Here is a 19,697-nt window from a genome sequence, read left to right as displayed (position 1 = left end):
CTGATGATGTCATTTTGCACCTGTTTTGCCCGACAAGTCAAAACGCACGGGCGAGTCATGCCCGCCTAGTATTTTCAACGACTTGCCTACTGTGCATGGGGTTGTTTTTCGACTCTTGTTTTGCCGCGCCCGAAGCAGCAAAACAAATCACCCCCGCACGCGCCGGATCATCTGCTCGACATGGGCGATCGGCGTCTCCGGCTGGATGCCGTGGCCGAGGTTGAAGATCAGCCGCCCGGCAGCAAAATTGGCCAGCACGTTGTCGACCGCGCCATCGAGCGCGGCGCCGCCCGTGATCAGCACCAGTGGATCGAGATTGCCCTGCACCGCGACCTTGCTCTGCACCCGCTCGCGAATGAAGGCAGGCTCCGCGGTCCAGTCGATGCTGACGGCGTTGACGCCGGTGGCCTCGACGTAACCGGGGAGCTGCGCGCCGGCGCCGCGCGGGAAGCCGATGATCTTCGCGTCCGGCACCTTGGCCCTTACGCCCTCGACGATGCGCCGCGTCGGCTCGACCGACCAGCGCGCGAACTCGGTCGGCGGCAGCACGCCGGCCCAGGTGTCGAAGATCTGCAACGCGTCGGCCCCGGCGTCGAGCTGTGCCAGCAGATACTGAATAGAGTTCTCGACCAGGACGTCGATGATCTGCGAAAAAGCTTCCGGATGGCGGTAGGCCATCATCCGGGCCGGCGCTTGGTCCGGCGTGCCGTGGCCTGCGACCATGTAGGTCGCCACCGTCCACGGTGCGCCGCAGAAGCCGATCAGCGCGGTCCTGGGATCGAGCGCGCCGCGCACGATCTTCAACGCGTCGAACACCGGCTCGAGCTTGCCGAAATCGGCGCGCGGCGCCAGCGTCGCCACCTTGGCCGGATCGTCCAGCGGCTCGAGCCGCGGGCCCTCGCCGACCTCGAACCGCACCGAACGTCCGAGCGCATAGGGGATCACCAGGATGTCGGAAAAGATGATCGCCGCATCGAAACCGAACCTCCGGATCGGCTGCAGCGTCACCTCGGCGGCAAGCTCCGGGTTGAAACAGAGATCGAGGAAGCCGCCCGCCTTGGCGCGCACCTCGCGATATTCCGGCAGGTAGCGCCCGGCCTGGCGCATCATCCACATGGGCGGGACGGTCTGGCGCTGGCCGGAGAGGACGTCGATGAAGGGTTTCGTCGAAGACTGGGGCACGAATGGTCCTGAAGCAGGTTGTGCTTCCTGATACACCGCCGCGGCCCGCAGCGGAACAGGGGAACCTGGATGATCGGGCCGCGTTGACCAGCCAATGGAGGAGATCATGGCTGAGACATTCAATCCCGCGCCGCACGACAAGCACGCCGAAGACCTGCGCGAGGCGCTCGCTGCCGATCGGCAGTCCAAGCTCGACGACGGGCTGAGGGACACGTTCCCAGCGTCCGATCCCGTGAGCGTGGCGCAGCCGACGCCCTCGAAGGCCGACGCCGATGCCGAGCATCCTTCGCTCTGGGCCAAGGTTAAGGCCATCTTCAGCTAGCGGCGGCGGGCGCCGGATTCCGATCGGCCCGCTAATGTCTTGTTAGCGATGCACCGATCGCCGCGTCCGTAAGACTACTGGAAAGGGCTGAAAGCGCCGCGTAGTCTGGTAGCGATTTCAGAATTAAATAACAGAAGCGGCAGAGGTTTCCGAACGATCGGAGAACCCTGCCACATGAGCGCTACCCAACGAGCCGGATGGAGCCGCCTGCCGCTGCGCGCGGCGGCCTTCGTGGCGCTGACCTGCGCGACGATCCTCGGCGTCAGCGGTTGGCGTGAATGGACGGCACGCGATGCGGTGCTCAAGGCCGCCGAGATGGAGATGGCGAACGTGGCCCGTTCGCTGACCCAGCATGCCGAAGACAGCCTCGATCTCCTGGATTCCGGTGTCGTCGGCGTGGTCAGCCGGTTGGAGATGGACGGCACCGCACCGGTCACGATCGCGAAGCTGCGCACCTTGCTGGATGTGCGCAAGAAGGCGATCGCGCGCATTCACAGCCTCGCCATCATCGACGATCAGGGCAACTGGCTGACCTCACCCGGTACGATCGGCACGACCTTCAGCGACGATGCCTTCTTCCGACATCACCAGCTCTCGCCGAAGCGCGAGGCCCATGTCGGCCGTCCCGTGAAGAGCCTGCTGGACGGCGAATGGGTCGTCACCCTGTCACGCCGCTTCAGCAAGCAGGACGGCAGCTTCGGCGGCGTGGTGCTCGCGACCATCAGCTCGAACTATCTGTCGCACTTCTACAAGCAGTTCGAGATCGGCCGCAACAGCTCCGTGTCACTGGCGCATGGCGACGGACTGATCGTCGCGCGCAATCCCAGCAACGAGACATTCGTCGGGCGCAGCGTCGCCGACAAGCCGTTGTTCCGCGAGCCGAGCCTGCAACGGCCGAGCGGCGCCCATCATTTCACCTCGTCGCTGGACGGTGTCGAACGCGTCAGCTTCTTCAATCGCAGCGGTCGGTTCCCGCTCCTCCTGCTCGCCACCGTCGACAAGGACGAGCTGCTCGCGCCGTGGCGCGCGGCGGCGATCTCCCGCATGCTCTACGTGTTCGCGCTGGTGATGCTGATCGCAGTCATCGGCGGCGTGCTGGTGCGGCAGTTGCAGCGCGGCCAGCGCATGGCTGTCGCGCTGACCGAGACGGAGGCGCATTTCCGCCTGCTCGCGGAAGGCTCCAGCGACATGGTGACGCGGATCGGCCTCGATGAGCGACTGCGTTATGTCTCGCCCTCGTCGGTCCGCATCGTCGGCTGGCGTCCCAATCAACTGATCGGCACGCCGGCTCTTGCGGGTATCAATCCGGAGGACCTGCCGGAAGTCCAGGCGATCGTCGACGCGATGAAGCGCGGTGAGAAGGAGGAGGCGCGTCTCACCTACCGCAACTCGCATCGGCAGAACGGCGAGATCTGGCTCGAATCGACCATGCGGGTGACGCGCAAGGACAATGGCCAGGTCGATGGCGTGGTCGCGATCTCCCGCGACATCACCGAGCACAAGAGGCTGGAAACCAGGCTCGAGACGCTTGCGATCGAGGACAGCCTCACCGGCCTTGCCAATCGCCGCCGCTTCGACGAGCGCCTGAAGGAGGAATGGGCGCGTGCCTATCGCGACCGCTCCAGCCTTGCTTTGCTGATGATTGATGTCGACCACTTCAAGGCCTACAACGACGAATATGGCCATCCCGCGGGCGATGCCTGCCTGCGCCTGATCGCCAAGATCATCGCGGCCGAAGCGCAGCGCGCCGGCGATCTGGCGGCGCGTTACGGCGGTGAGGAATTCGCCATGCTGCTGCCGAACATCGATGCCGCCGGCTGCGCCCGGATCGGCGAACGGATCCGCAACGCCATTCACGAGGCCGGCCTCGCGCATGGCAGCAATGAGGCGGCTGGATGCGTCACCGCTTCGCTTGGCGGCGCAGCCTGCCGGCCGGCGTTCGAACGAACCGCGGGGGTCGCTGCGCTGGTCGAAGCTGCCGACCGGGCGCTCTATGCCGCCAAGGCCGCAGGCCGCAACCGCCTGGTGATGTCCGGCGAGGTCATGGATCTGCTGCCCAAGGCGTCCGGCCAGTAACACCGTTCAGTAATGCGGCGGAGGCTCGTTGGCAGGCCCTGGCGCATTTGCCTCGGCGTCCTGCAGCCGAGCATTAAGCTCGGTGATCTGCCGCGTCAGCCTGTCGATCTGCTTCCACTGCGCGGTGATGGTCTGGTTCAACGTCTCGATCGTATCGTCCTGATAGGCGAGGCGCGTCTCCAGCGTGTCGATGCGCTCGCTCAGCGTCTTGATCTCATTCGTCACGCGTTACGTCCTTGTTTCGCTCGCGCAAGCCGTGGCCGAGCGCCACGCGCTCGTCGAACACGAAGCATTCGCCGCGCCAGCGGCTCTCCGCCTCCGGCACGTCTTCCAGATATCTCAGGATGCCGCCCTTGAGGTGATAGACCTCGCCAAAGCCGCGCGCGAGCAGATGCGCGCTCGCCTTCTCGCAGCGGATGCCGCCGGTGCAGAACATCGCGATCCTGCGGTGCCGTGCCGGATCGAGCCGCTCGGCGGCAAAGTCCTTGAACTGGCCGAAGCTCTTGATGCCGGGATCGAGCGCGCCCTCGAACGTGCCCATCGCGACCTCGAAGGCGTTGCGGGTGTCGAGCACGAGCGTATCGGGTGCTGCGATCAGCGCGTTCCATTCGTGCGGATCGACATAGGTGCCGACCTGACGCGTCGGATCGGCGGCCGCATCGCCCAGGGTGACGATCTCCTTCTTCAGCCGCACCTTCAGCCGTCCGAACGGCATCGCCTCCGCGGCGGAGAATTTCAATTCGAGATTGTCGAGCCTGCCGCCGAACATGTCGCCGCGTGCGAGCCCGTGAGCGAAGGCCTCGATCGCCTCCGGTGCGCCGGCGACCGTGCCGTTGATGCCCTCCTGCGCCAGCAACACGCTGCCCTTCAGCCCAAGGCCGGCGCAGCAGGCGCGCAGCGGCTCGCGCAGCTCGCGGTAATCCGGGAGGGCGACGAATTGATAGAAGGCGCAGACCTTGTAAGGCGTATTGCTCGACGTCATGGCCGCTCGTTTAGCAGGCGGCTCGCGCCCGGAAAACCCGCATCGCAAGAGCCTGCAAAAGGTCCATACGCCCAGCGGATAGCAGCCATTTTCCTGGTATGCCAGCATTGCCCCGCGGGGCGGGAATGTGCCATGTAGACGCGGTTTTCGAGATGGCGCGCCAACCGCGCCGACGGCCAAGAGAGCAAGACATTCGATGAGAAACTTCCATTTCCCCGGCAGGTCCACGGTCCACGCCACCAACGCGATGGTGGCGACCTCGCATCCGCAGGCCTCGCTCGCCGCGATCGAGGTGCTGCGCGAGGGCGGCACCGCGGTGGACGCGGCGGTTGCCGGCTCGGCCCTGCTCGGCGTGATCGAGCCGCAATCGACCGGCATCGGCGGTGATTGCTTTGCGCTGATCCAGCCGCGGGGCGAGGGCAAGATCGTCGCCTATAACGGCTCCGGCCGCGCGCCAAAGGCGGCGAATGCCGACTGGTATCTCGAACGCAAGATCAATTCCGTGCCGCTCACCTCGGCGCATGCGGTCTCGATCCCTGGCGTGATCGATGCCTTCGCGACCGTGCTGCGCGATCACGGCAAGTTCGGTTTCGACCGGCTGCTCCAGCCCGCGATCAAGGCAGCGGAGGAAGGCTATGTCGTCGCGCCCCGCATTGCCTTCGATTGGAAGAACCAGTTCGAGAAGCTGAAGAACGGTACCAACACCGTGCGCTATTTGTTGCCGGGCGGCCAGCCGCCGGTCGCCGGCGACGTCATTCGCCAGGCCGAGCTCGGCAAGACGCTGCGCGCGATCGCCAGGGACGGCCGCGACGCGTTCTACAAGGGCGAGATCGCGGAGGACATGGTCGAGACCCTCAGGGGCATCGGCGGCCTGCACACGCTCGACGATTTCGCCGCGCACACGACCGAAGTGACCACGCCGATCGGCACCATGTACAAGGGCTATGACGTCTGGCAGTGCCCGCCGAACGGCCCGGGCGTCACCGCGCTGTTGATGCTCAACATCCTGTCGCGGTTCGATCTGACCAAGTACGCGCCCGTGAGCGTCGAGCGCTTCCATCTCGAAGCGGAAGCGGCACGCATCGCCTACATGAACCGCGAGATGCATGTCGCCTCTCCCGAGCACATGAAGATCAACGTCGCCGAGATGCTCGAGAAGGGCTTTGCCGACGAGTACATCAGCAAGATCCGCCTGGACGGCATGCTCGACCTGCCGAACGTCGCGCCGCCGATGAATCCCTCGACCATCTACATCACGGTCGTGGACAAGGACCGCAACGTCTGCTCGTTCATCAATTCGGTTGCGCATTCCTTCGGCTCGGCGATTGTCTCGAACAAGACCGGTGTCCTGTTCCAGAATCGCGCCGGCGGCTTCCGCATCCAGCCGGGCCATCCCAATTGCATCGAAGGCGGCAAGCGCCCGCTGCACACGATCATGCCGGGCCTGCTCACCAAGGGCGGCCGTTCCACGATGTCGTTCGCGGTCATGGGCGGCCAGTACCAGCCGACGGGCCAGACTCATCTCCTGACCAACATCCTCGACTACGGCTGCGACGTGCAGGAGGCGATCGACATGCCGCGCGGCCTGCACTACGAGGGACAGTATCAGCTCGAGGACAGCGTGCCGGCGGCCGTCGTCGAGGGCCTGAAGAAGCTCGGCCACAAGACCACCAGCGTGGTCGGCCCGCTCGGCGGCGCCCAGGCGATCTGGATCGATTGGGACAAGGGCACGCTCACCGGCGGCTCCGATCCGCGCAAGGACGGCTGCGCGCTGGGTTATTGATCGCCGGCGCAGTTCCCCACGCAAGATCAGGAAAAGTTGACGAAGGGCGGCGCGGCATTTGCTGCGCCGCCCTTCTCTCATCCGGAACTGCGCCCATTGCTCCAGGTTAAGGGGCGATGAGCGGTGCAGGCGTGCGCTGCTTTGCAGATCAGCGGCGGAGGCCTGCCATGCCCGACAAACCAGGTTCCAGATCATCCGGATTCGACCGGCGGGCCTTCATGACCGGCGCGGCGGGCAGCGCGCTGATCCCGATCACGGCGCGCGCGGCGTCGGAGGATGCCCGGGCGCCGGCCGCGCAGGATCCGTCGCTTCCCGTCGAGGTCACGCTGCGCGTCAACGGCAAGGACAAGCGCCTGAGCATCGATGCGCGCACCACGGTGCTCGATGCCTTACGCGAACATCTCAAGCTCACCGGCAGCAAGAAGGGCTGCGACCACGGCCAGTGCGGCGCCTGCACGGTGCTGATCGACGATCGCCGCGTGGTGTCGTGCCTGACGCTGGCCCTCGCCGCCGAAGGGCAGGAGATCACGACCATCGAGGGCCTCGCCACCGACGACCGCCTGCATCCGATGCAGCAGGCCTTCATCGACAACGATGCGTTCCAGTGCGGCTATTGCACGCCCGGTCAGATCATGTCGGCGATCGCGTGCGTGAAGGAGGGCCATGCCGGCAGCGAGGCCGACATCCGCGAATACATGAGCGGCAACATCTGTCGCTGTGCCGCCTATCCCAATATCGTCGCTGCCGTGAAGCAGGCCGCGCCCGAGATCATGAAAGGCTAGGCGCATGCGACCGTTTTCGTATCAAAGGGCATCAGACCCCGACATGGCCGTGCAGGCGCTCGGCGTCGCCGCAGCTGCAAACAATCCGCTGACGAAGGCGGCGGCGCAGCCGCTTGCCGGCGGCACCACCCTGATCGATCTGATGAAGCTCGACGTGATGAGACCCACCGCGATCGTCGACATCAATCCGCTGGCCCCCGCCTGGTCGGCGATCGCGCCAGGCGGCGACGGCTTGCGCCTCGGCGCGCTCGCCAAGATGTCCGACGTCGCCGCGCACGCCGAGATCCAGCGCAGCTATCCCGTGATCGCGGATTCGCTGAAGCTCGCCGCGAGCGCCCAGCTGCGCAACATGGCAACGCTCGGCGGCAACGTGATGCAGCGGACGCGCTGCAACTACTTCCGCGATGTCTCCTATGAGAACTGCAACAAGCGCAATCCAGGCTCCGGCTGTGCCGCAATGGACGGCGTTAACCGCATGCATGCGGTGCTCGGGACCTCCGATCAGTGCATCGCGACGTATCCTGGCGATTTCGCGCAGGCGCTGATCGCGCTCGATGCCATGGTCGAGATCACCGGCAAGGCCGGTACGCGCAGCATGCCGTTCGCGCAGCTTCACAGGGCACCAGGCAGCACGCCCGACATCGAGACTGCGCTTCAGCCCGGCGAGCTGATCTCGGCGTTCTCGATCTCCGGCCGCTGGCCACGCTCCGTGTATTTGAAGGCCCGCGACCGGCAATCCTACGAATTCGCGCTGTCGTCAGCCGCGATCGCGCTCAACGTCCAAGACGGCACGATCCGCGACGCGCGCGTCGCGCTCGGTGGCGTCGCCACCGTACCGTGGCGGGCGCGTGAGGCCGAGGCGCTGTTGAAGGGACAGAGGTTCGACGAAGCTCTGGCACAGCGCGTCGCCGATGCAGCTTTCGCAGACGCCCGCGGGCGCCGGCACAACAGCTTCAAGATCGCGCTCGGCAAGCGTGTCGTGGCACGCGCGCTCCAGCAGGCCGTAACGATGGAGATCTGACCATGACCGCTGCAGCTCCCGGGCCAAGGACGAATATGGGGCAGCCCGTGCCGCGCTATGATGCGGCCGCAAAGGTGACGGGGCGGGCGACCTATGCCTCGGACATGCCGCTGGACAATCCGGCCTACGCATTCCTGGTCACCAGCGCCATCGCCAAGGGCCGGATCGACCGCTTCGACCTCGACGATGCCAAGCGCGTCCGCGGCGTGATCGACATCGTCACGCACGAGAACGCCCCGAAACTGAAGGAGTCGAAACTGTACAGCAATGGCGGCTATGCCGGCACCACGATCCAGCCGTTGAAATCGGCCGAGATCGCCCATGACGGCCAGATCATCGCCGTAGTGGTGGCGGAGAGTTACGAGACCGCGCGCGAAGCGGCCAACCGCGTCAAGGTCAGCTATAGCGCTGCTACGCCCAGCGCGACTTTCGATTCGCCGGGGACGACGACAGCCGCCGCGAAAGGACAAAACTCGCAGTTCAAGGAAGACCCGAAGGTCGGGGATTTCGCCAAGGCGTTCGACGCGGCCGAGGTCAAGCTGACCGCCTCCTACGAGACGCCGACGCAGCATCACAATCCGCTGGAGCTGTTCACGACCAGCTGCACCTGGATGGGCGACAATCTCGTCATCTACGAGGGCAGCCAGTATGTCCATGGCCTGAAGAACGGCGTGGCAGAGCAGCTCGGGATCGACGCCGACAAGGTGCGCGTGGTCAATCCCTATGTCGGCGGCGGATTCGGCTCGCGAGGTTCGATGACGCCGCGCACCGCCATCATCGCCGCCATGGCCAGGCGCCTGAACCGTCCGATCAAGCTGGTCCCGACCCGCGACCAGGGCTTCACCATTACCACTCATCGCGCCGAGACCCGTCACGAGATCAAACTTGGTGCGAGCCGCGACGGCAGGCTGGTCGCCTTGAGGCATGAGGGGGCCGAAGTCTCCTCGCGCCCCGACGCCTATTGCGTCGGCGGCACCAAGACCACGACCCGCCTCTATGCCTGCCCGAACGTGGATAGTCTGGTCTCGATCGTGCGTGCCGATCGCAACACGCCGGGCTTCATGCGCTCGCCCCCCGAGGTGCCGTACCTGTTCGCGCTGGAGAGCGCGCTGGACGAGCTCGCCGTGAAGCTGAACATGGATCCGGTGGAGCTTCGCCGCATCAACGACGCCACCAGGGATCCCATCGATGGCAAGCCCTACACGTCGCGATCGCTCATGGCGTGCTTCGACGAAGCCGCCAAGGCGTTCGGCTGGTCGCAGCGCTCGCCACAGCCGAAATCGATGTCGGATGGCGACTGGTTGATCGGCTACGGCTGCGCCGCCACGTGCTATCCGACGCTGGCGGGACCGTCCGCCGCGCGCGTGCGCCTGCAGCGCGACGGCCGCACGCGCGTCGAGATCGCTGGCCATGAGATCGGGACCGGCGCCTACACCGTCATCGCCCAGACGGCTGCCGAGCGGCTCGGCGTGCCCCTTGAGAAGGTGGCGGTCTTCATGGGCGATAGCGACCTGCCGCCCGCGCCGGTTGCCGGCGGCTCCAATTCTACTGCCAGCACCTGCTCGGCCGTGATGATGGTGTGCGATCAGATCCGACAGCGGTTGTTCAAGGCGCTGATGCCCAGCGACAGCCTTGCCGACAAGGCCAAGGAGACCGTCGGCATCAGCCCGGCTCCCTCGACCCAGGCGGCCAAGGGCGATCGCTCGCTCGACATCGAGAAGGCGTTCGATGCGCTCGGCGTCGGCGTGGTCGAAGAATATGGCGAGTGGAAGCCGGAGGGCGCGCCGCTGGATTCCTTCAGGGCCATGCACAGCGGGCAGGTCCGGCTGATCGGCGGCCATCAAATGAAGGACCAGATCGCCTATGCCTTCGGCGCCGAGTTCGTCGAGGTCCGCATCAATCGCTTCACGCACGAGATCCGCTGCCCCCGCCTGGTCGGCGCGTTCGCGGGAGGCAGGATCATGAATCCGCGCACCGCGCGCAGCCAGCTCATGGGTGGCCTGATCTGGGGCATGTCCTCGGCGCTGCTCGAGGCCACCGAGATCGACGAGCGCAATGCGCGCTACGTCAACGACAATCTTGCCGATTACCTCGTGCCCGTGAATGCCGATGTGCCCGGTGTCGAGGTCATTCTGCTCTCCGAGGAGGATGATCGCATCAACCCCGTCGGCGTGAAGGGCCTCGGCGAGCTTGGCAATGTCGGCACCAATGCTGCGATCTGCAATGCGGTCTACCATGCCACGGGACAGCGTATCCGCAGGCTGCCGGTCCGGCTCGAAGATATCGAGCTCTAAAGGGGGTGGAAACGGCGACCGCCTTGGGTTAGACACCTCCCGCCTCAAACGGAAGGTGTTTTATGCAGCGTTTCCAGCGCGCGCTCCTCGCCCTGATGTCGGCACTCGCGATCACCGTGATCGCCAACGTGTCGCATTTCGTTTCCACAACGGCCTCGGCCCAGACCGCAGGAAAGACCATGACCACAGCTTCAGGCTTGCAGATCATCGACTCCACCGTCGGCACCGGCGCCTCGCCGCAGCCTGGCCAGATCTGCGTGATGCACTATACCGGCTGGCTCTATGAGAACGGCCAGAAGGGCAAGAAATTCGACTCTTCCGTCGATCGCAAGGAGCCGTTCGAGTTTCCGATCGGCAAGGGCCGCGTCATCGCCGGCTGGGACGAGGGCGTTGCCTCGATGAAGGTCGGCGGCAAGCGCACGCTGATCATCCCGCCGCAGCTCGGCTACGGCGCCCGCGGTGCCGGCGGCGTGATCCCGCCGAACGCGACGCTGATGTTCGACGTGGAATTGCTCGCGGTGAAATAACTGACGTCGTCACGCCCGGGCTCGTCCCGGGCATCCACGATCTTCGTGCCCCGCGGTCAAGACGTGGATGGCCGGGTCAAGCCCGGCCATGACGGATGAAATCGATACAAGCAAAAGACCGGCCTTAGGGCCGGTCTTTTCACTTTCAATCTTACGCGCGTCACTCCGCCGCGCGGCGAGCCGCAGCGGCGGCGCGATCCATCGCATCCTTCGCGGCGTCCTTGGCATCGCCCATGGCCTGCTGGCCCTTGCCCTTCACTTCCTGCACCACGCCTTCGCCTTTCATCCGATCGGATCCGGTGGCTTCACCGACGCCCTGCTTGGCCTTGCCGATCGCCTCGTTGGCGGTGCCCTTGATCTTGTCGGTCGTGCTGCCCATGGAAATCTCCTTTCGATTTGCTTGGAATGACAACGCCTGATGGCTACGAGGGTTCCGATTTTGGCATGGCTTGCGGCTGCGGCTTTGGGTTAGTTTGCCGCGCACGGAACCAACAGAAAGCAAGTCCCATGACCGGCCCTGACCATTCGCATTCCCACCATGACCATGGTCATCATCATGATGACCGCTGGAAACATGACGGCGTGCGGGTCATTCCCGGCAATCAGCTCGATACCAACGTGCCGTCGACAGCGGGCATGGACCGTGCGGCCGCGATCAATTTCGCCCGCGTCGGCGCCCAGAAATTGTGGGCGGGCACCGTCAGCATCAAGCCGGATGCCAAGACCGGCGCGCATCACCACGGCCATCTCGAAAGCGTCATCTATGTCGTGAAGGGCAAGGCGCGCATGCGCTGGGGCGAGAGCCTGCAATTCACCGCGGAAGCCGGCCCCGGCGACTTCATTTTCGTCCCGCCCTACGTGCCGCACCAGGAGATCAACGCCAGCCCGGACGAGGTGCTGGAATGCGTGCTGGTGCGCAGCGACGGCGAGGCGGTGGCCATCAACCTCGACATTGAGCCGGTCGAGAAGCCCGAGACCGTGCTGTGGATCGACCCGGTGCACCGGGATCCCAACGAGAAGAAGTAAGTCCCTTCAGGGGCGCGGAGAGCGGCGCGACAGGGCCCCCGCAGTCGGGGTCCGAAAAATTTGTCGGAAGTGATGTCGGATGGCGGCCTGGCCATCCGTCCTTGGCCAGAACCCCGCCAAGGAGCTTCCGATGCCCAAGATGATCTTCGTCAACCTGCCGGTGACCGACCTCAAGCGCGCGACTGCCTTCTATGAGGCGGTCGGCGCGGTCAAGAACCCGCAATTCAGCGACGAGACCGCGAGCTGCATGGTCTTTTCCGAGACCATCTTCGCCATGCTGCTGACCCACGACAAATTCCGCCAGTTCACGCCGAAGCCGATCGCGGACGCCAGGACCTCGAACCAAGCGTTGTTCTGCCTGTCCGCGGACAGCCGCAGCGAGGTCGATGACATCGTTGGCAGGGCGGAGGCTGCAGGAGGCGTTGCCGATCCCAGCCCGAAGGACGAATACGGCTTCATGTACGGCCGCAGCTTCGAGGATCCGGACGGCCACATGTGGGGCGTGAACTGGATGGACCTTTCAGCCGCCCCTCTGCAGCCCGACCTGGCGAACGCCTGAGCCGAAACAGCAGACCTCAAGAGGAGCATTCACCATGTCCAAGCTCGTGCCCTGCATGTGGTTCAACGGCGATGCCGAGGACGCTGCAAAATTCTACGTCTCGCTGGTCCCGAATTCGGCGATCACACACGTTCAGCGCAACGTTTCGGACGGCCCCTCCGGCAAGGAAGGCTCCGTGCTCGTCGTCGAGTTCACCGTGGCCGGACAGAAGCTGGTCGCGCTCAATGGCGGCATGAAGATGGAATACACCCACGCCATTTCGCTGATGATTCATTGCGACGACCAGGCAGAGGTCGACAGTGTCTGGAACGCGTTCCTCGCCCATGGCGGCAAGGCGGAGCAGTGCGGCTGGCTGAGAGATCGCTGGGGCGTGGCCTGGCAGATCGTGCCAAAGGTGATGTTCGAGTTCCTGTCGAGCCCGGACAAGGCCGCAGCCGCGCGCGCGATGCACGCGATGATGAAGATGGTCAAGCTGGATGTCGAGGTGTTGCGGCGCGCGTTCGAGGGCAAGTCGGCGGCGTGAGGGCAGGTCGCTCTCGCCACATACTCACTGTCATCGCCCGGCTTGACCGGGCGATCCAGTACTCCGAGACGGCAGTGATTAAACCGATGGGCCGCGGCGTACTGGATGCCCCGGTCAAGCCGGGGCATGACAGCGGAATGTGAGGCGGGATTCTCGCCGGCTAATAATTAATCCGCAGCCCCACGCCGCCATGGATCGTGTTGCCGACCGGCTGCGGGCCCAGCGTGCCGTTGGCGAAGAGGTCCACGATCCAGCCCTTCTGCACGCGGAAACCGAGGCGGCCGCCATATTCGAACCAGCCCTGGTTACCCATGGTCGGCACCACCGTGCCCTGGCCGGTCACTGTGGCGACGATGCCGCTGTGGCTGGCGAAGGACTGCACCCAGCCGCCATTGATGTTGGTCTCGATGCTGCTGCCGAACAGATGCGTCCACTGGCCGCCGATCTTGACGAGGCTGGTGCGGTCGGTGCCATCAGCGATGCTGGCGTCGAACGGATTGAACGCCACCGCGCTGTCGCGATAGCCGGAGACGCGTTGCCAGAGCTGCCAGACCTCGATCGAGGCCGCGACCTCGTCGCGCGGCGAGAGGCGGCTCATCCAGCCGGCGCGGCCGTAAACGGCGTAGTTGGACGCGTTGGTCGAGCTCGTCACGGTCACCGGCCCGAGGCTGGTGTCGTAGCTGCGCGTGTAGCGCGCCTTCTCCCATGGCGTCAGGATCGCGCCGACGTCGAAGAACGGGCGCGACGAGCCCCAGTCGGTGAAGTCGTAGCGCAGCGCGAAAGCGCCGATCGGTGCGCTCGTGATCTCGTAGCCGCGCCCTTCGTAGTGCGTATAGGCGATGCCGGCGAGCAGCGAGAGATTGTTGGTCAGCGCCTTGCGACCATGGATGCCGGCCGAGAACGAGCCGGCCGAGCCGAACGCGCTGATGCAGTCGCCGCAATTGATCTGCTCGTTGACGCCGAGCAGCACGGTGCCGAGCACCCGGTTGGTGATCATCTGATTGAAGCGCTGATTGGCAAGGCCGCCGATCGAATTGCCGCTGGAATCCGCGCCCGTCGGTCCCGACGGCGACGGAGCCGGGCTCGGTGAAGGCGACGGATAGGGGCTGGGCGATGGGGAGGGGGTCGGCGTGGGCGAGGGATTCGGCGACGGGGAATAGGTCGGGGACGGATATGGCGACGGCGAATAGGTTGGGGACGGAGTGGGCTCTGGTTCACCGCACTCGGACCCGCACTCCGAGGCCTGTGCAGCCGCCGGGCGGGCATCGAACGTGACGAGCGCAAACGCCGCAGATGCGGCCAGCGCAGCGGCAAGGATGAGGCGCCGAACGGTGAATTTCGCCATCGTCAGCGCCCGCACAGCATGGCGTCGTCCTCGACGGCAGGCGTGATGGTCGGCGAGGCGCCGGCATACTGGTTGACTGCGCACAACCCGGCGCTCGCGGCGCAATTGGCGGCGAAGGTCCAGGGCGGCGTGTTGCTCTTGGTGATGCTCACCTTGCCGCCAGTCGAGGTGATGATGGCGGTGTCGCCGGGCTGGGTGAGTTGCACGCACTGGGCGCTCTTCGTGCACACGCTGGCCGCGCCGTCCTGAAGCACAACGACGGAGCGCCCGCGCTGCGAGAGAATGTCGAGCGTGGTGCCGCGCACGCCGATGGTGGCGAGCGGTGTCGTGATCTTGTAGGCGGCCTTGTCGGAGCGTCCGGTGACGAAGCGGAAGGCGCCGGTGGTCATGCGGATCGCGACGTCACGATAGCTGTGCTCGTCGTTGAAGACGGTGCGGTCGAGCTTCAGCGTGGCGCTCGGCCCCAGTGATAGATTGGTGCTGTCGGCCATCACGAAACGCGCCGCGCTGTCGGCGCCGGTTCGCACGGTCTCGTCGCGCAGCATGCTGTCGCCGACATTGATCGGCGTCGTGGTCGCGGCGACGCGCACCACTTCGTTCTGAATGACGACAGCCTGGCCGACGCGCGTCTGCGCTTCGGCGCCGGATGCCGCACAGATTGCGGCCGTGAGCAGTGTGGAGAAAAGGCAAAAACGCAAATTCATTTCGCAACCGATCGATGTGTCCCTGATCGTACCGGATCGCGCGCGCTTCTGATGTGGCGGAATTATCACAAGCGGCGCAGGACCTGCGTCATGCTTAGTGACAGTTGCGGCAGAATGCGTTCAATGACGGGAAGCAGTTTATTTTTCTCCGCGGTGAAGCCAATTTGCCACGCAAGACAGCCCCAGAAAAGATGCGCGAATTGCCTGCGGTTCCTGAGGTGTCGCGGAGTGCAGTGATTGCTGTCGCGATCTTCCTGGTCGCGCATCTGGCGCTGTTGATCGGCGTCGTCACGCCGGAAAAATTCGTGTTCGATGAGGTGCATTACGTGCCGGCGGCGCGCCAGATGCTGACGCCCGCGATGTCGCAGCCGATGCTCAATCCGATGCATCCGCCGCTGGCCAAGGAGATGATCGCGGCATCGATCGCAACGTTCGGCGACAACGCGCTTGGATGGCGTTATCCCGCGACCTTGTTCGGCGCGCTCGCGATCGTCGCGATCTATCTGTGCGGACTCGCGTTGTTCGCCGCGCAGGGGCCGGCGATCGCCGCCGCGCTGATCGCAGCCTTCAACCAGATGCTGTACGTCCAGGCGCGCATCGCGATGCTCGATGTCTTTGCGCTCGGCTTCGGCCTGCTCGCCACCGCCGCCTTCATGCATGGGTTTCGCAGAGAGCGGCCGCAAGCGCTGTTCGCGGTGGCGGGCAGCCTGTTCGGCCTTGCGGCCGCGTGTAAATGGAGCGGCCTGTTCCCGCTCGGCGTCTGCATCGTCATTGTTGCGGTGATCCGCCTGATGCAGGGCTGGCATACGCTGTTCGCCGACGCGAAGCCGGACGACTGGTATCGGCCGGAGCTTTGGCCCGGCCTGAAGCTGCATCATGTCGCGCTCTGCTTCGCCGTCCTGCCGGCATTGGCTTATCTTGCCGCCTTCGTTCCGCTCTACGGGTTATCGCTGCCGGACTTGATCGAGGCGCAGCGGCGGATCTTTGCCGACAACACCACGACGGCCATCGCCGGCCACACCTATATGAGCGCATGGCCGTCCTGGCCGCTGCTCGCGCGCCCGGTCTGGTTCCTGTTCGACAAGACCGCGGAGGACCACATCGCCGCGATCGTCTTCCTCGGCAATCCGCTCGTGCTGTGGCCGGCTCTGCCTGCACTCGCCATGGTGCTGCGCGATTTCATCGTGGCGCGGCGCTGGGATGCATTCCTGATCGCCACATTCTATTTCGGTCCCTGGCTCGCCTGGGCGTTGCTGCCGCGCACGCTGGGCTTCATCTATTACTATCTGCCGGCCGCGACCGCGGCGTCCCTGGCACTGGTCTATGTGCTGCGCCGCGAGGGTCTGCCGCGCTGGCTGTTGTGGGCTTATGTCGGCGTCGCGGCGGCCGGCTTTGCGGTGATGCTGCCGATTTCCGCGGCCTTCGTCGGCACCTCGATGGGGGGCTTCAACCGGCTGATGCTGTTCCAAAGCTGGATATGAGTTCGCCGCCCGCCGGGCTGCGGCAGGCGGCGTGTTTTACTCCAGGAGCCGAGAATCATTTCGCTGCGGTCTTGGTGTCCATGTTCACGACCTGGACCCGGCGGTTCATGGCGTCAGCGCCGTTGGCGGCATCCTTCAGCTTGGTCTCGCCGTAGCCGACGGTGACGAGATCGTTGCCGTTGAGGCCGTAATTCTGCATCAGGTACTTCTTGATGGTGTCGGCGCGCCGTTCGGAGAGACCTTGATTGTATGCTTCGCCACCGGTCGCGTCGGTGTGGCCGGCGACCACGAAGGTCGAGCCCTTCAGCGCCGGATCGGACAGCGCCTTGCCGAGCGCCTGCACCGAGGCCATCGAGGTCTTGGCGATGTCGGCCGAGTTGTAGTCGAACTGGATCTCCAGATCGATCTTCGGCTTGGTGGCAGCGAGCTCGGCGATCTGCTCGCGCTCGCCTGTCGAGAGCGACCGGGTCGAGCGGTTGCGCACGGTGTTCAGGAAGGTCGCCTCCTTGGCCTGCACGGTCGTGTCGGTCTGGGGGCCAACGGACAGGCCGCGGGTCGCCGGCTTCGGCTTCAGCGCATCGACGATCTGGCCGGCGGAGATGTTGTTGTCGCCAGCCAGCGCAAGGCCGGCCGTCATCGACAGGACGGCTGTCAGGGTGATCGCCGTCAGTCCAAAAGACTTATTGAAATGGGTCATGGTGGTATCCTCGCTGTTACGCCTGATGGCGATTTGATGCTGCGAGCGTAGGGCAGGTTCAACGGCTCTGATGTGATCTTGGTCACATTGGAAGCGGCGAGCCGAGGGCACTGTGGTCCGGTTCGATCATTCACAGTTTGCTTAGAGCCGGCCGTACTGGGTTCCGGGAAACCCGAACGTCGCAAAGGCGTCGCCTCACCGCCCGCCCGCGAACAAGAATTCGTCCAGATGTCCGCCTAACACACTTCAATCATTCGATAATTTGACGCGAGGGGAGCCGAGTTCCGTCCTGTGCCGAGGCCAAGTGACTATCAGCGCGACTATCAATTCCATCGCAGCGGCCCGCCGGATCGGACAGTGACCCTGAACGCAATGCCCATCTATATCGGTGCGGCGATGATCGCGGTGGCCATCCTGCTGTCGACCCTGATCACCGGGCTGACCAACCGCTATGTCGGGCTCGAAGGGCCGACAGACGAGAACGTCTGGCTGGTCGATCGCCTCACCGGCAGTGTCTATCGCTGCCAGGCAGAAGGACGTGGCAAGGCCATCTGCGACCCGGAGGTCGCCACCGGCAGCGTCGGGGAGCGCCCAAAAGCCGCACGCTGAAAAGCGGGTATCACTGCAGCGCAGCAACGAAATTGTCTTTTCCCTGCAAACTTGTGGCTGAAGAATGGCGGTGCGTTGGCCGGCATCAGGCCGGCTGCCTACTCGAGGAGAGAACTTGATGAAGACCCTGTTGCTCGCGACGGCATTCGCCGCACTTGCTCTGTCCCCCGCATCCGCCGCCAAGATGGCGTGCACCAGTGCAAACATGGCAAAGCTCGTTGCCGGCATGGGCGGCGAAGACACGCCCGCCAAGATCGCGGCGAGGAAGTCGATGGCCGCGGCCAATTCCGACATGAGCAAGGGCAACATGCGTGGAGCGTGCAAGCACTATATGAGCGCCGAGAAGGCGATGGCGATGAAGAAGTAGGCTTCCGCCGATCCCACACGTCATGGCCGCGCTGCCAGCAGATGGCAGCGCGGCTTTTTCGCGTCCCTGCTTCTTTGCCTCGCGGCGAATCCCGCTACATTGCACGCTGCAATGCCCCGCACGTCCAAACCGCTTCCGCTCTCGACGACACAGGCCCGGCAGATCTGGCTGCATGCCCAGCGGCTGACCGACCGCGCTCCGTTCGGCGAAGGCGCAGAGGCCGTCTCGGCCGCTGTCGCCCATCTCGGCTATGTGCAGATCGACACCATCAACGTCATCGAGCGTTGCCATCACCACATCCTGTTCAGCCGGATCCCGACCTACCGCCGCGCCGATCTGCGCCAGGCCCAGAGCATCGATAAGACCGTGTTCGAGTACTGGACGCACGCGCTCTCCTACGTGCCGGCGAACGACTTCCGCTTCTTCCTGCCGGCGATGCGCGAGCACCGCCGCGAGGGGCACAAATGGTTCGCCGCGGTGAAGCCGGCCGACACGCGCAAGGTGATGCGGCTGCTGCGCGGCGGGCCGCTGACGATCCGTGACATTGACGACGACGTGCTCGTCGAGAAGGAGCATCTGTGGCAGAGCCGCAAGCCCTCGAAGCGGGCGCTGCAGCTCGCCTTCTATACCGGGGCGGTCACCATCAGCGCGCGCCAAGGCATGCTCAAGACCTACGAGCTGACGACGCGTCATTTCGGCTGGGACAGGCTGCCGAAGCCGGCGCCGGCAAGCGAGATCACGGCCTATCTGCTCGACCGCGCGTTGCGCTCGCAGGGCGTGGTCAGCCTCGATTCGGTCTGCCATCTCGATGCGCCCAGCAAGAAGCCGGTCGCGCGCCTGATCGCCTCGCGCGTCCGCCGCGGCGAGCTCGTGCCCGTCGCGATCGAGGGCGCCGGTAAGCAGGAGCACTGGGCTTCGCCCGCAGCGCTTGAGCCGCATGAGGTGTCGCCCGATCTCGTCCACATCCTCTCGCCGTTCGATCCCCTGATCATCCAGCGCAAGCGCACCAACCTCATCTTCGGCTACAACCACCTGTTCGAAGCCTATGTGCCGAAAGCCAAGCGCAAGCTCGGCTATTTCGCGCTGCCCGTGCTGGTCGGCGACGAGATCGTCGCCGCGCTCGATCTCAAGACCGACCGGCAGAACAAGAAGCTGTTGATGCAGAAATGGACCTGGGTCGGGCAGGGCAGGAAGACGGCGGGCCGCAAGGAGCTGAAGCGCGTGATCGAGGAGGAGCTCGACCGTTTCGAGCGGTTTCAACTGGCGGAGTGAGGCTCCGACGGCAGTCTTGTAGCAACCATTAAGTTGCGGCGGTATTTTCACGCCAGGGCGTACCTCGGGCAACAACGGTGTTGGCGTAGATAAGGAGCTTCCTGGCGCAAGCGATCAGGGCGACGCTGTGCGCTTTTCCTGCGGC

The 19,697-nt window shown here is 65.0% G+C and carries 21 protein-coding genes; 14 read left to right on the top strand and 7 right to left on the bottom strand.

Annotation, left to right across the window (positions count from 1 at the left end):
- Positions 1 to 147: 147 nt before the first annotated feature.
- Entirely contained in the window at positions 148 to 1,182 is a 1,035-nt protein-coding gene (gene hemE / locus I6F20_RS24340; RefSeq protein ID WP_225128116.1) for a uroporphyrinogen decarboxylase, read from the bottom strand.
- A gap of 106 nt (positions 1,183 to 1,288) precedes the next feature.
- Between hemE and I6F20_RS24335 the strand changes: the two genes are divergently transcribed.
- Together I6F20_RS24335 and I6F20_RS24330 are read left to right on the top strand one after the other, a co-directional pair.
- A complete protein-coding gene (locus tag I6F20_RS24335) occupies positions 1,289 to 1,504 on the top strand; it encodes a hypothetical protein (RefSeq protein WP_036013926.1) in 216 nt (71 codons plus the stop codon).
- A gap of 174 nt (positions 1,505 to 1,678) precedes the next feature.
- Complete coding sequence (locus I6F20_RS24330; RefSeq protein WP_036013907.1) at positions 1,679 to 3,580, top strand: diguanylate cyclase; 1,902 nt, start codon at positions 1,679 to 1,681, stop codon at positions 3,578 to 3,580.
- A gap of 6 nt (positions 3,581 to 3,586) precedes the next feature.
- On the opposite strand, the gene I6F20_RS24325 is transcribed toward I6F20_RS24330, so the two are convergent.
- Together I6F20_RS24325 and trhO are read right to left on the bottom strand one after the other, a co-directional pair.
- Positions 3,587 to 3,805, bottom strand: a complete 219-nt coding sequence (locus I6F20_RS24325; protein WP_036024763.1) for a SlyX family protein — start codon at positions 3,803 to 3,805, stop codon at positions 3,587 to 3,589.
- The gene (gene trhO, locus I6F20_RS24320) at positions 3,795 to 4,562 is read right to left on the bottom strand and encodes an oxygen-dependent tRNA uridine(34) hydroxylase TrhO (RefSeq protein ID WP_225128115.1); all 768 of its coding nucleotides are present in this window, start codon (positions 4,560 to 4,562) and stop codon (positions 3,795 to 3,797) included. The genes I6F20_RS24325 and trhO overlap by 11 nt, the downstream gene beginning before the upstream one ends.
- A 196-nt stretch (positions 4,563 to 4,758) precedes the next feature.
- On the opposite strand from trhO, the gene ggt reads away from it, so the two are divergent.
- The 5 genes from ggt (at position 4,759) to I6F20_RS24295 (ending at position 10,969) form a co-directional block, all read left to right on the top strand.
- Positions 4,759 to 6,345 (top strand): gamma-glutamyltransferase, encoded by a 1,587-nt coding sequence (ggt, locus tag I6F20_RS24315; protein ID WP_036024766.1) that lies wholly within the window; start codon positions 4,759 to 4,761, stop codon positions 6,343 to 6,345.
- Positions 6,346 to 6,512: 167 nt separating this feature from the next.
- Entirely contained in the window at positions 6,513 to 7,127 is a 615-nt protein-coding gene (locus I6F20_RS24310; protein ID WP_036013925.1) for a (2Fe-2S)-binding protein, read from the top strand.
- A gap of 4 nt (positions 7,128 to 7,131) precedes the next feature.
- A complete protein-coding gene (locus tag I6F20_RS24305; RefSeq protein WP_225112439.1) occupies positions 7,132 to 8,148 on the top strand; it encodes an FAD binding domain-containing protein in 1,017 nt (338 codons plus the stop codon).
- Between the two features lie 2 nt (positions 8,149 to 8,150).
- The gene (locus tag I6F20_RS24300; protein WP_225128114.1) at positions 8,151 to 10,442 is read left to right on the top strand and encodes a xanthine dehydrogenase family protein molybdopterin-binding subunit; all 2,292 of its coding nucleotides are present in this window, start codon (positions 8,151 to 8,153) and stop codon (positions 10,440 to 10,442) included.
- A gap of 62 nt (positions 10,443 to 10,504) precedes the next feature.
- On the top strand, positions 10,505 to 10,969 hold the full coding sequence (locus tag I6F20_RS24295; protein WP_036024769.1) for an FKBP-type peptidyl-prolyl cis-trans isomerase: 465 nt from the start codon (positions 10,505 to 10,507) through the stop codon (positions 10,967 to 10,969).
- Between the two features lie 160 nt (positions 10,970 to 11,129).
- On the opposite strand, the gene I6F20_RS24290 is transcribed toward I6F20_RS24295, so the two are convergent.
- Complete coding sequence (locus I6F20_RS24290; protein ID WP_036013900.1) at positions 11,130 to 11,348, bottom strand: CsbD family protein; 219 nt, start codon at positions 11,346 to 11,348, stop codon at positions 11,130 to 11,132.
- A 128-nt stretch (positions 11,349 to 11,476) separates the two neighbouring features.
- On the opposite strand from I6F20_RS24290, the gene I6F20_RS24285 reads away from it, so the two are divergent.
- From I6F20_RS24285 to I6F20_RS24275, 3 genes are all read left to right on the top strand, one after another.
- Positions 11,477 to 11,995, top strand: a complete 519-nt coding sequence (locus I6F20_RS24285) for a cupin domain-containing protein (RefSeq protein ID WP_036024770.1) — start codon at positions 11,477 to 11,479, stop codon at positions 11,993 to 11,995.
- A 130-nt stretch (positions 11,996 to 12,125) separates the two neighbouring features.
- Positions 12,126 to 12,554, top strand: coding sequence for a VOC family protein (locus I6F20_RS24280; RefSeq protein WP_225112441.1), 429 nt, complete (start codon positions 12,126 to 12,128; stop codon positions 12,552 to 12,554).
- Between the two features lie 34 nt (positions 12,555 to 12,588).
- Positions 12,589 to 13,077, top strand: a complete 489-nt coding sequence (locus I6F20_RS24275) for a VOC family protein (protein WP_225112442.1) — start codon at positions 12,589 to 12,591, stop codon at positions 13,075 to 13,077.
- A gap of 160 nt (positions 13,078 to 13,237) precedes the next feature.
- On the opposite strand, the gene I6F20_RS24270 is transcribed toward I6F20_RS24275, so the two are convergent.
- Positions 13,238 to 14,422: a hypothetical protein gene (locus tag I6F20_RS24270; RefSeq protein ID WP_192893325.1), complete on the bottom strand. Its 1,185-nt coding sequence runs from the start codon at positions 14,420 to 14,422 to the stop codon at positions 13,238 to 13,240.
- A 2-nt stretch (positions 14,423 to 14,424) separates the two neighbouring features.
- On the bottom strand, positions 14,425 to 15,126 hold the full coding sequence (locus I6F20_RS24265; protein ID WP_057026234.1) for a FecR family protein: 702 nt from the start codon (positions 15,124 to 15,126) through the stop codon (positions 14,425 to 14,427).
- Between the two features lie 191 nt (positions 15,127 to 15,317).
- On the opposite strand from I6F20_RS24265, the gene I6F20_RS24260 reads away from it, so the two are divergent.
- The gene (locus I6F20_RS24260) at positions 15,318 to 16,607 is read left to right on the top strand and encodes a phospholipid carrier-dependent glycosyltransferase (protein WP_225128113.1); all 1,290 of its coding nucleotides are present in this window, start codon (positions 15,318 to 15,320) and stop codon (positions 16,605 to 16,607) included.
- Positions 16,608 to 16,662: 55 nt separating this feature from the next.
- Here I6F20_RS24260 and I6F20_RS24255 read toward each other — a convergent pair whose 3' ends face one another.
- On the bottom strand, positions 16,663 to 17,304 hold the full coding sequence (locus tag I6F20_RS24255) for an OmpA family protein (protein ID WP_225115083.1): 642 nt from the start codon (positions 17,302 to 17,304) through the stop codon (positions 16,663 to 16,665).
- A 372-nt stretch (positions 17,305 to 17,676) separates the two neighbouring features.
- On the opposite strand from I6F20_RS24255, the gene I6F20_RS24250 reads away from it, so the two are divergent.
- The 3 genes from I6F20_RS24250 (at position 17,677) to I6F20_RS24240 (ending at position 19,552) form a co-directional block, all read left to right on the top strand.
- Positions 17,677 to 17,913 carry a hypothetical protein gene (locus I6F20_RS24250; RefSeq protein ID WP_225128381.1) on the top strand — a complete coding sequence of 79 codons (237 nt, stop codon included), beginning with the start codon at positions 17,677 to 17,679 and terminating at the stop codon, positions 17,911 to 17,913.
- 118 nt (positions 17,914 to 18,031) lie between these two features.
- On the top strand, positions 18,032 to 18,280 hold the full coding sequence (locus I6F20_RS24245; protein ID WP_036035285.1) for a hypothetical protein: 249 nt from the start codon (positions 18,032 to 18,034) through the stop codon (positions 18,278 to 18,280).
- A 111-nt stretch (positions 18,281 to 18,391) separates the two neighbouring features.
- Entirely contained in the window at positions 18,392 to 19,552 is a 1,161-nt protein-coding gene (locus tag I6F20_RS24240) for a winged helix-turn-helix domain-containing protein (protein ID WP_225128112.1), read from the top strand.
- Positions 19,553 to 19,697 lie beyond the last annotated feature (145 nt).

Origin of the sequence: Bradyrhizobium sp. IC3123, assembly GCF_020193625.1 — a bacterium.
GTDB lineage: Bacteria > Pseudomonadota > Alphaproteobacteria > Rhizobiales > Xanthobacteraceae > Bradyrhizobium > Bradyrhizobium yuanmingense.
This window is presented reverse-complemented; position numbering and strand designations above follow the sequence as displayed.

What these genes read in the sequence shown, in the direction of transcription:
- I6F20_RS24260 (WP_225128113.1), top strand. Translation starts at nt 15,318, where the DNA reads ATGCGCGAATTGCCTGCGGTTCCTGAGGTGTCGCGGAGTGCAGTGATT.
- I6F20_RS24300 (WP_225128114.1), top strand. Translation starts at nt 8,151, where the DNA reads ATGACCGCTGCAGCTCCCGGGCCAAGGACGAATATGGGGCAGCCCGTG.
- I6F20_RS24330 (WP_036013907.1), top strand. Translation starts at nt 1,679, where the DNA reads ATGAGCGCTACCCAACGAGCCGGATGGAGCCGCCTGCCGCTGCGCGCG.
- I6F20_RS24275 (WP_225112442.1), top strand. Translation starts at nt 12,589, where the DNA reads ATGTCCAAGCTCGTGCCCTGCATGTGGTTCAACGGCGATGCCGAGGAC.
- I6F20_RS24335 (WP_036013926.1), top strand. Translation starts at nt 1,289, where the DNA reads ATGGCTGAGACATTCAATCCCGCGCCGCACGACAAGCACGCCGAAGAC.
- I6F20_RS24245 (WP_036035285.1), top strand. Translation starts at nt 18,032, where the DNA reads ATGAAGACCCTGTTGCTCGCGACGGCATTCGCCGCACTTGCTCTGTCC.
- I6F20_RS24305 (WP_225112439.1), top strand. Translation starts at nt 7,132, where the DNA reads ATGCGACCGTTTTCGTATCAAAGGGCATCAGACCCCGACATGGCCGTG.
- I6F20_RS24280 (WP_225112441.1), top strand. Translation starts at nt 12,126, where the DNA reads ATGCCCAAGATGATCTTCGTCAACCTGCCGGTGACCGACCTCAAGCGC.
- I6F20_RS24290 (WP_036013900.1), bottom strand. Translation starts at nt 11,348, where the DNA reads ATGGGCAGCACGACCGACAAGATCAAGGGCACCGCCAACGAGGCGATC.
- trhO (WP_225128115.1), bottom strand. Translation starts at nt 4,562, where the DNA reads ATGACGTCGAGCAATACGCCTTACAAGGTCTGCGCCTTCTATCAATTC.
- I6F20_RS24240 (WP_225128112.1), top strand. Translation starts at nt 18,392, where the DNA reads ATGCCCCGCACGTCCAAACCGCTTCCGCTCTCGACGACACAGGCCCGG.
- I6F20_RS24270 (WP_192893325.1), bottom strand. Translation starts at nt 14,422, where the DNA reads ATGGCGAAATTCACCGTTCGGCGCCTCATCCTTGCCGCTGCGCTGGCC.
- I6F20_RS24265 (WP_057026234.1), bottom strand. Translation starts at nt 15,126, where the DNA reads ATGAATTTGCGTTTTTGCCTTTTCTCCACACTGCTCACGGCCGCAATC.
- I6F20_RS24295 (WP_036024769.1), top strand. Translation starts at nt 10,505, where the DNA reads ATGCAGCGTTTCCAGCGCGCGCTCCTCGCCCTGATGTCGGCACTCGCG.
- I6F20_RS24285 (WP_036024770.1), top strand. Translation starts at nt 11,477, where the DNA reads ATGACCGGCCCTGACCATTCGCATTCCCACCATGACCATGGTCATCAT.
- I6F20_RS24255 (WP_225115083.1), bottom strand. Translation starts at nt 17,304, where the DNA reads ATGACCCATTTCAATAAGTCTTTTGGACTGACGGCGATCACCCTGACA.
- I6F20_RS24310 (WP_036013925.1), top strand. Translation starts at nt 6,513, where the DNA reads ATGCCCGACAAACCAGGTTCCAGATCATCCGGATTCGACCGGCGGGCC.
- I6F20_RS24250 (WP_225128381.1), top strand. Translation starts at nt 17,677, where the DNA reads ATGCCCATCTATATCGGTGCGGCGATGATCGCGGTGGCCATCCTGCTG.
- ggt (WP_036024766.1), top strand. Translation starts at nt 4,759, where the DNA reads ATGAGAAACTTCCATTTCCCCGGCAGGTCCACGGTCCACGCCACCAAC.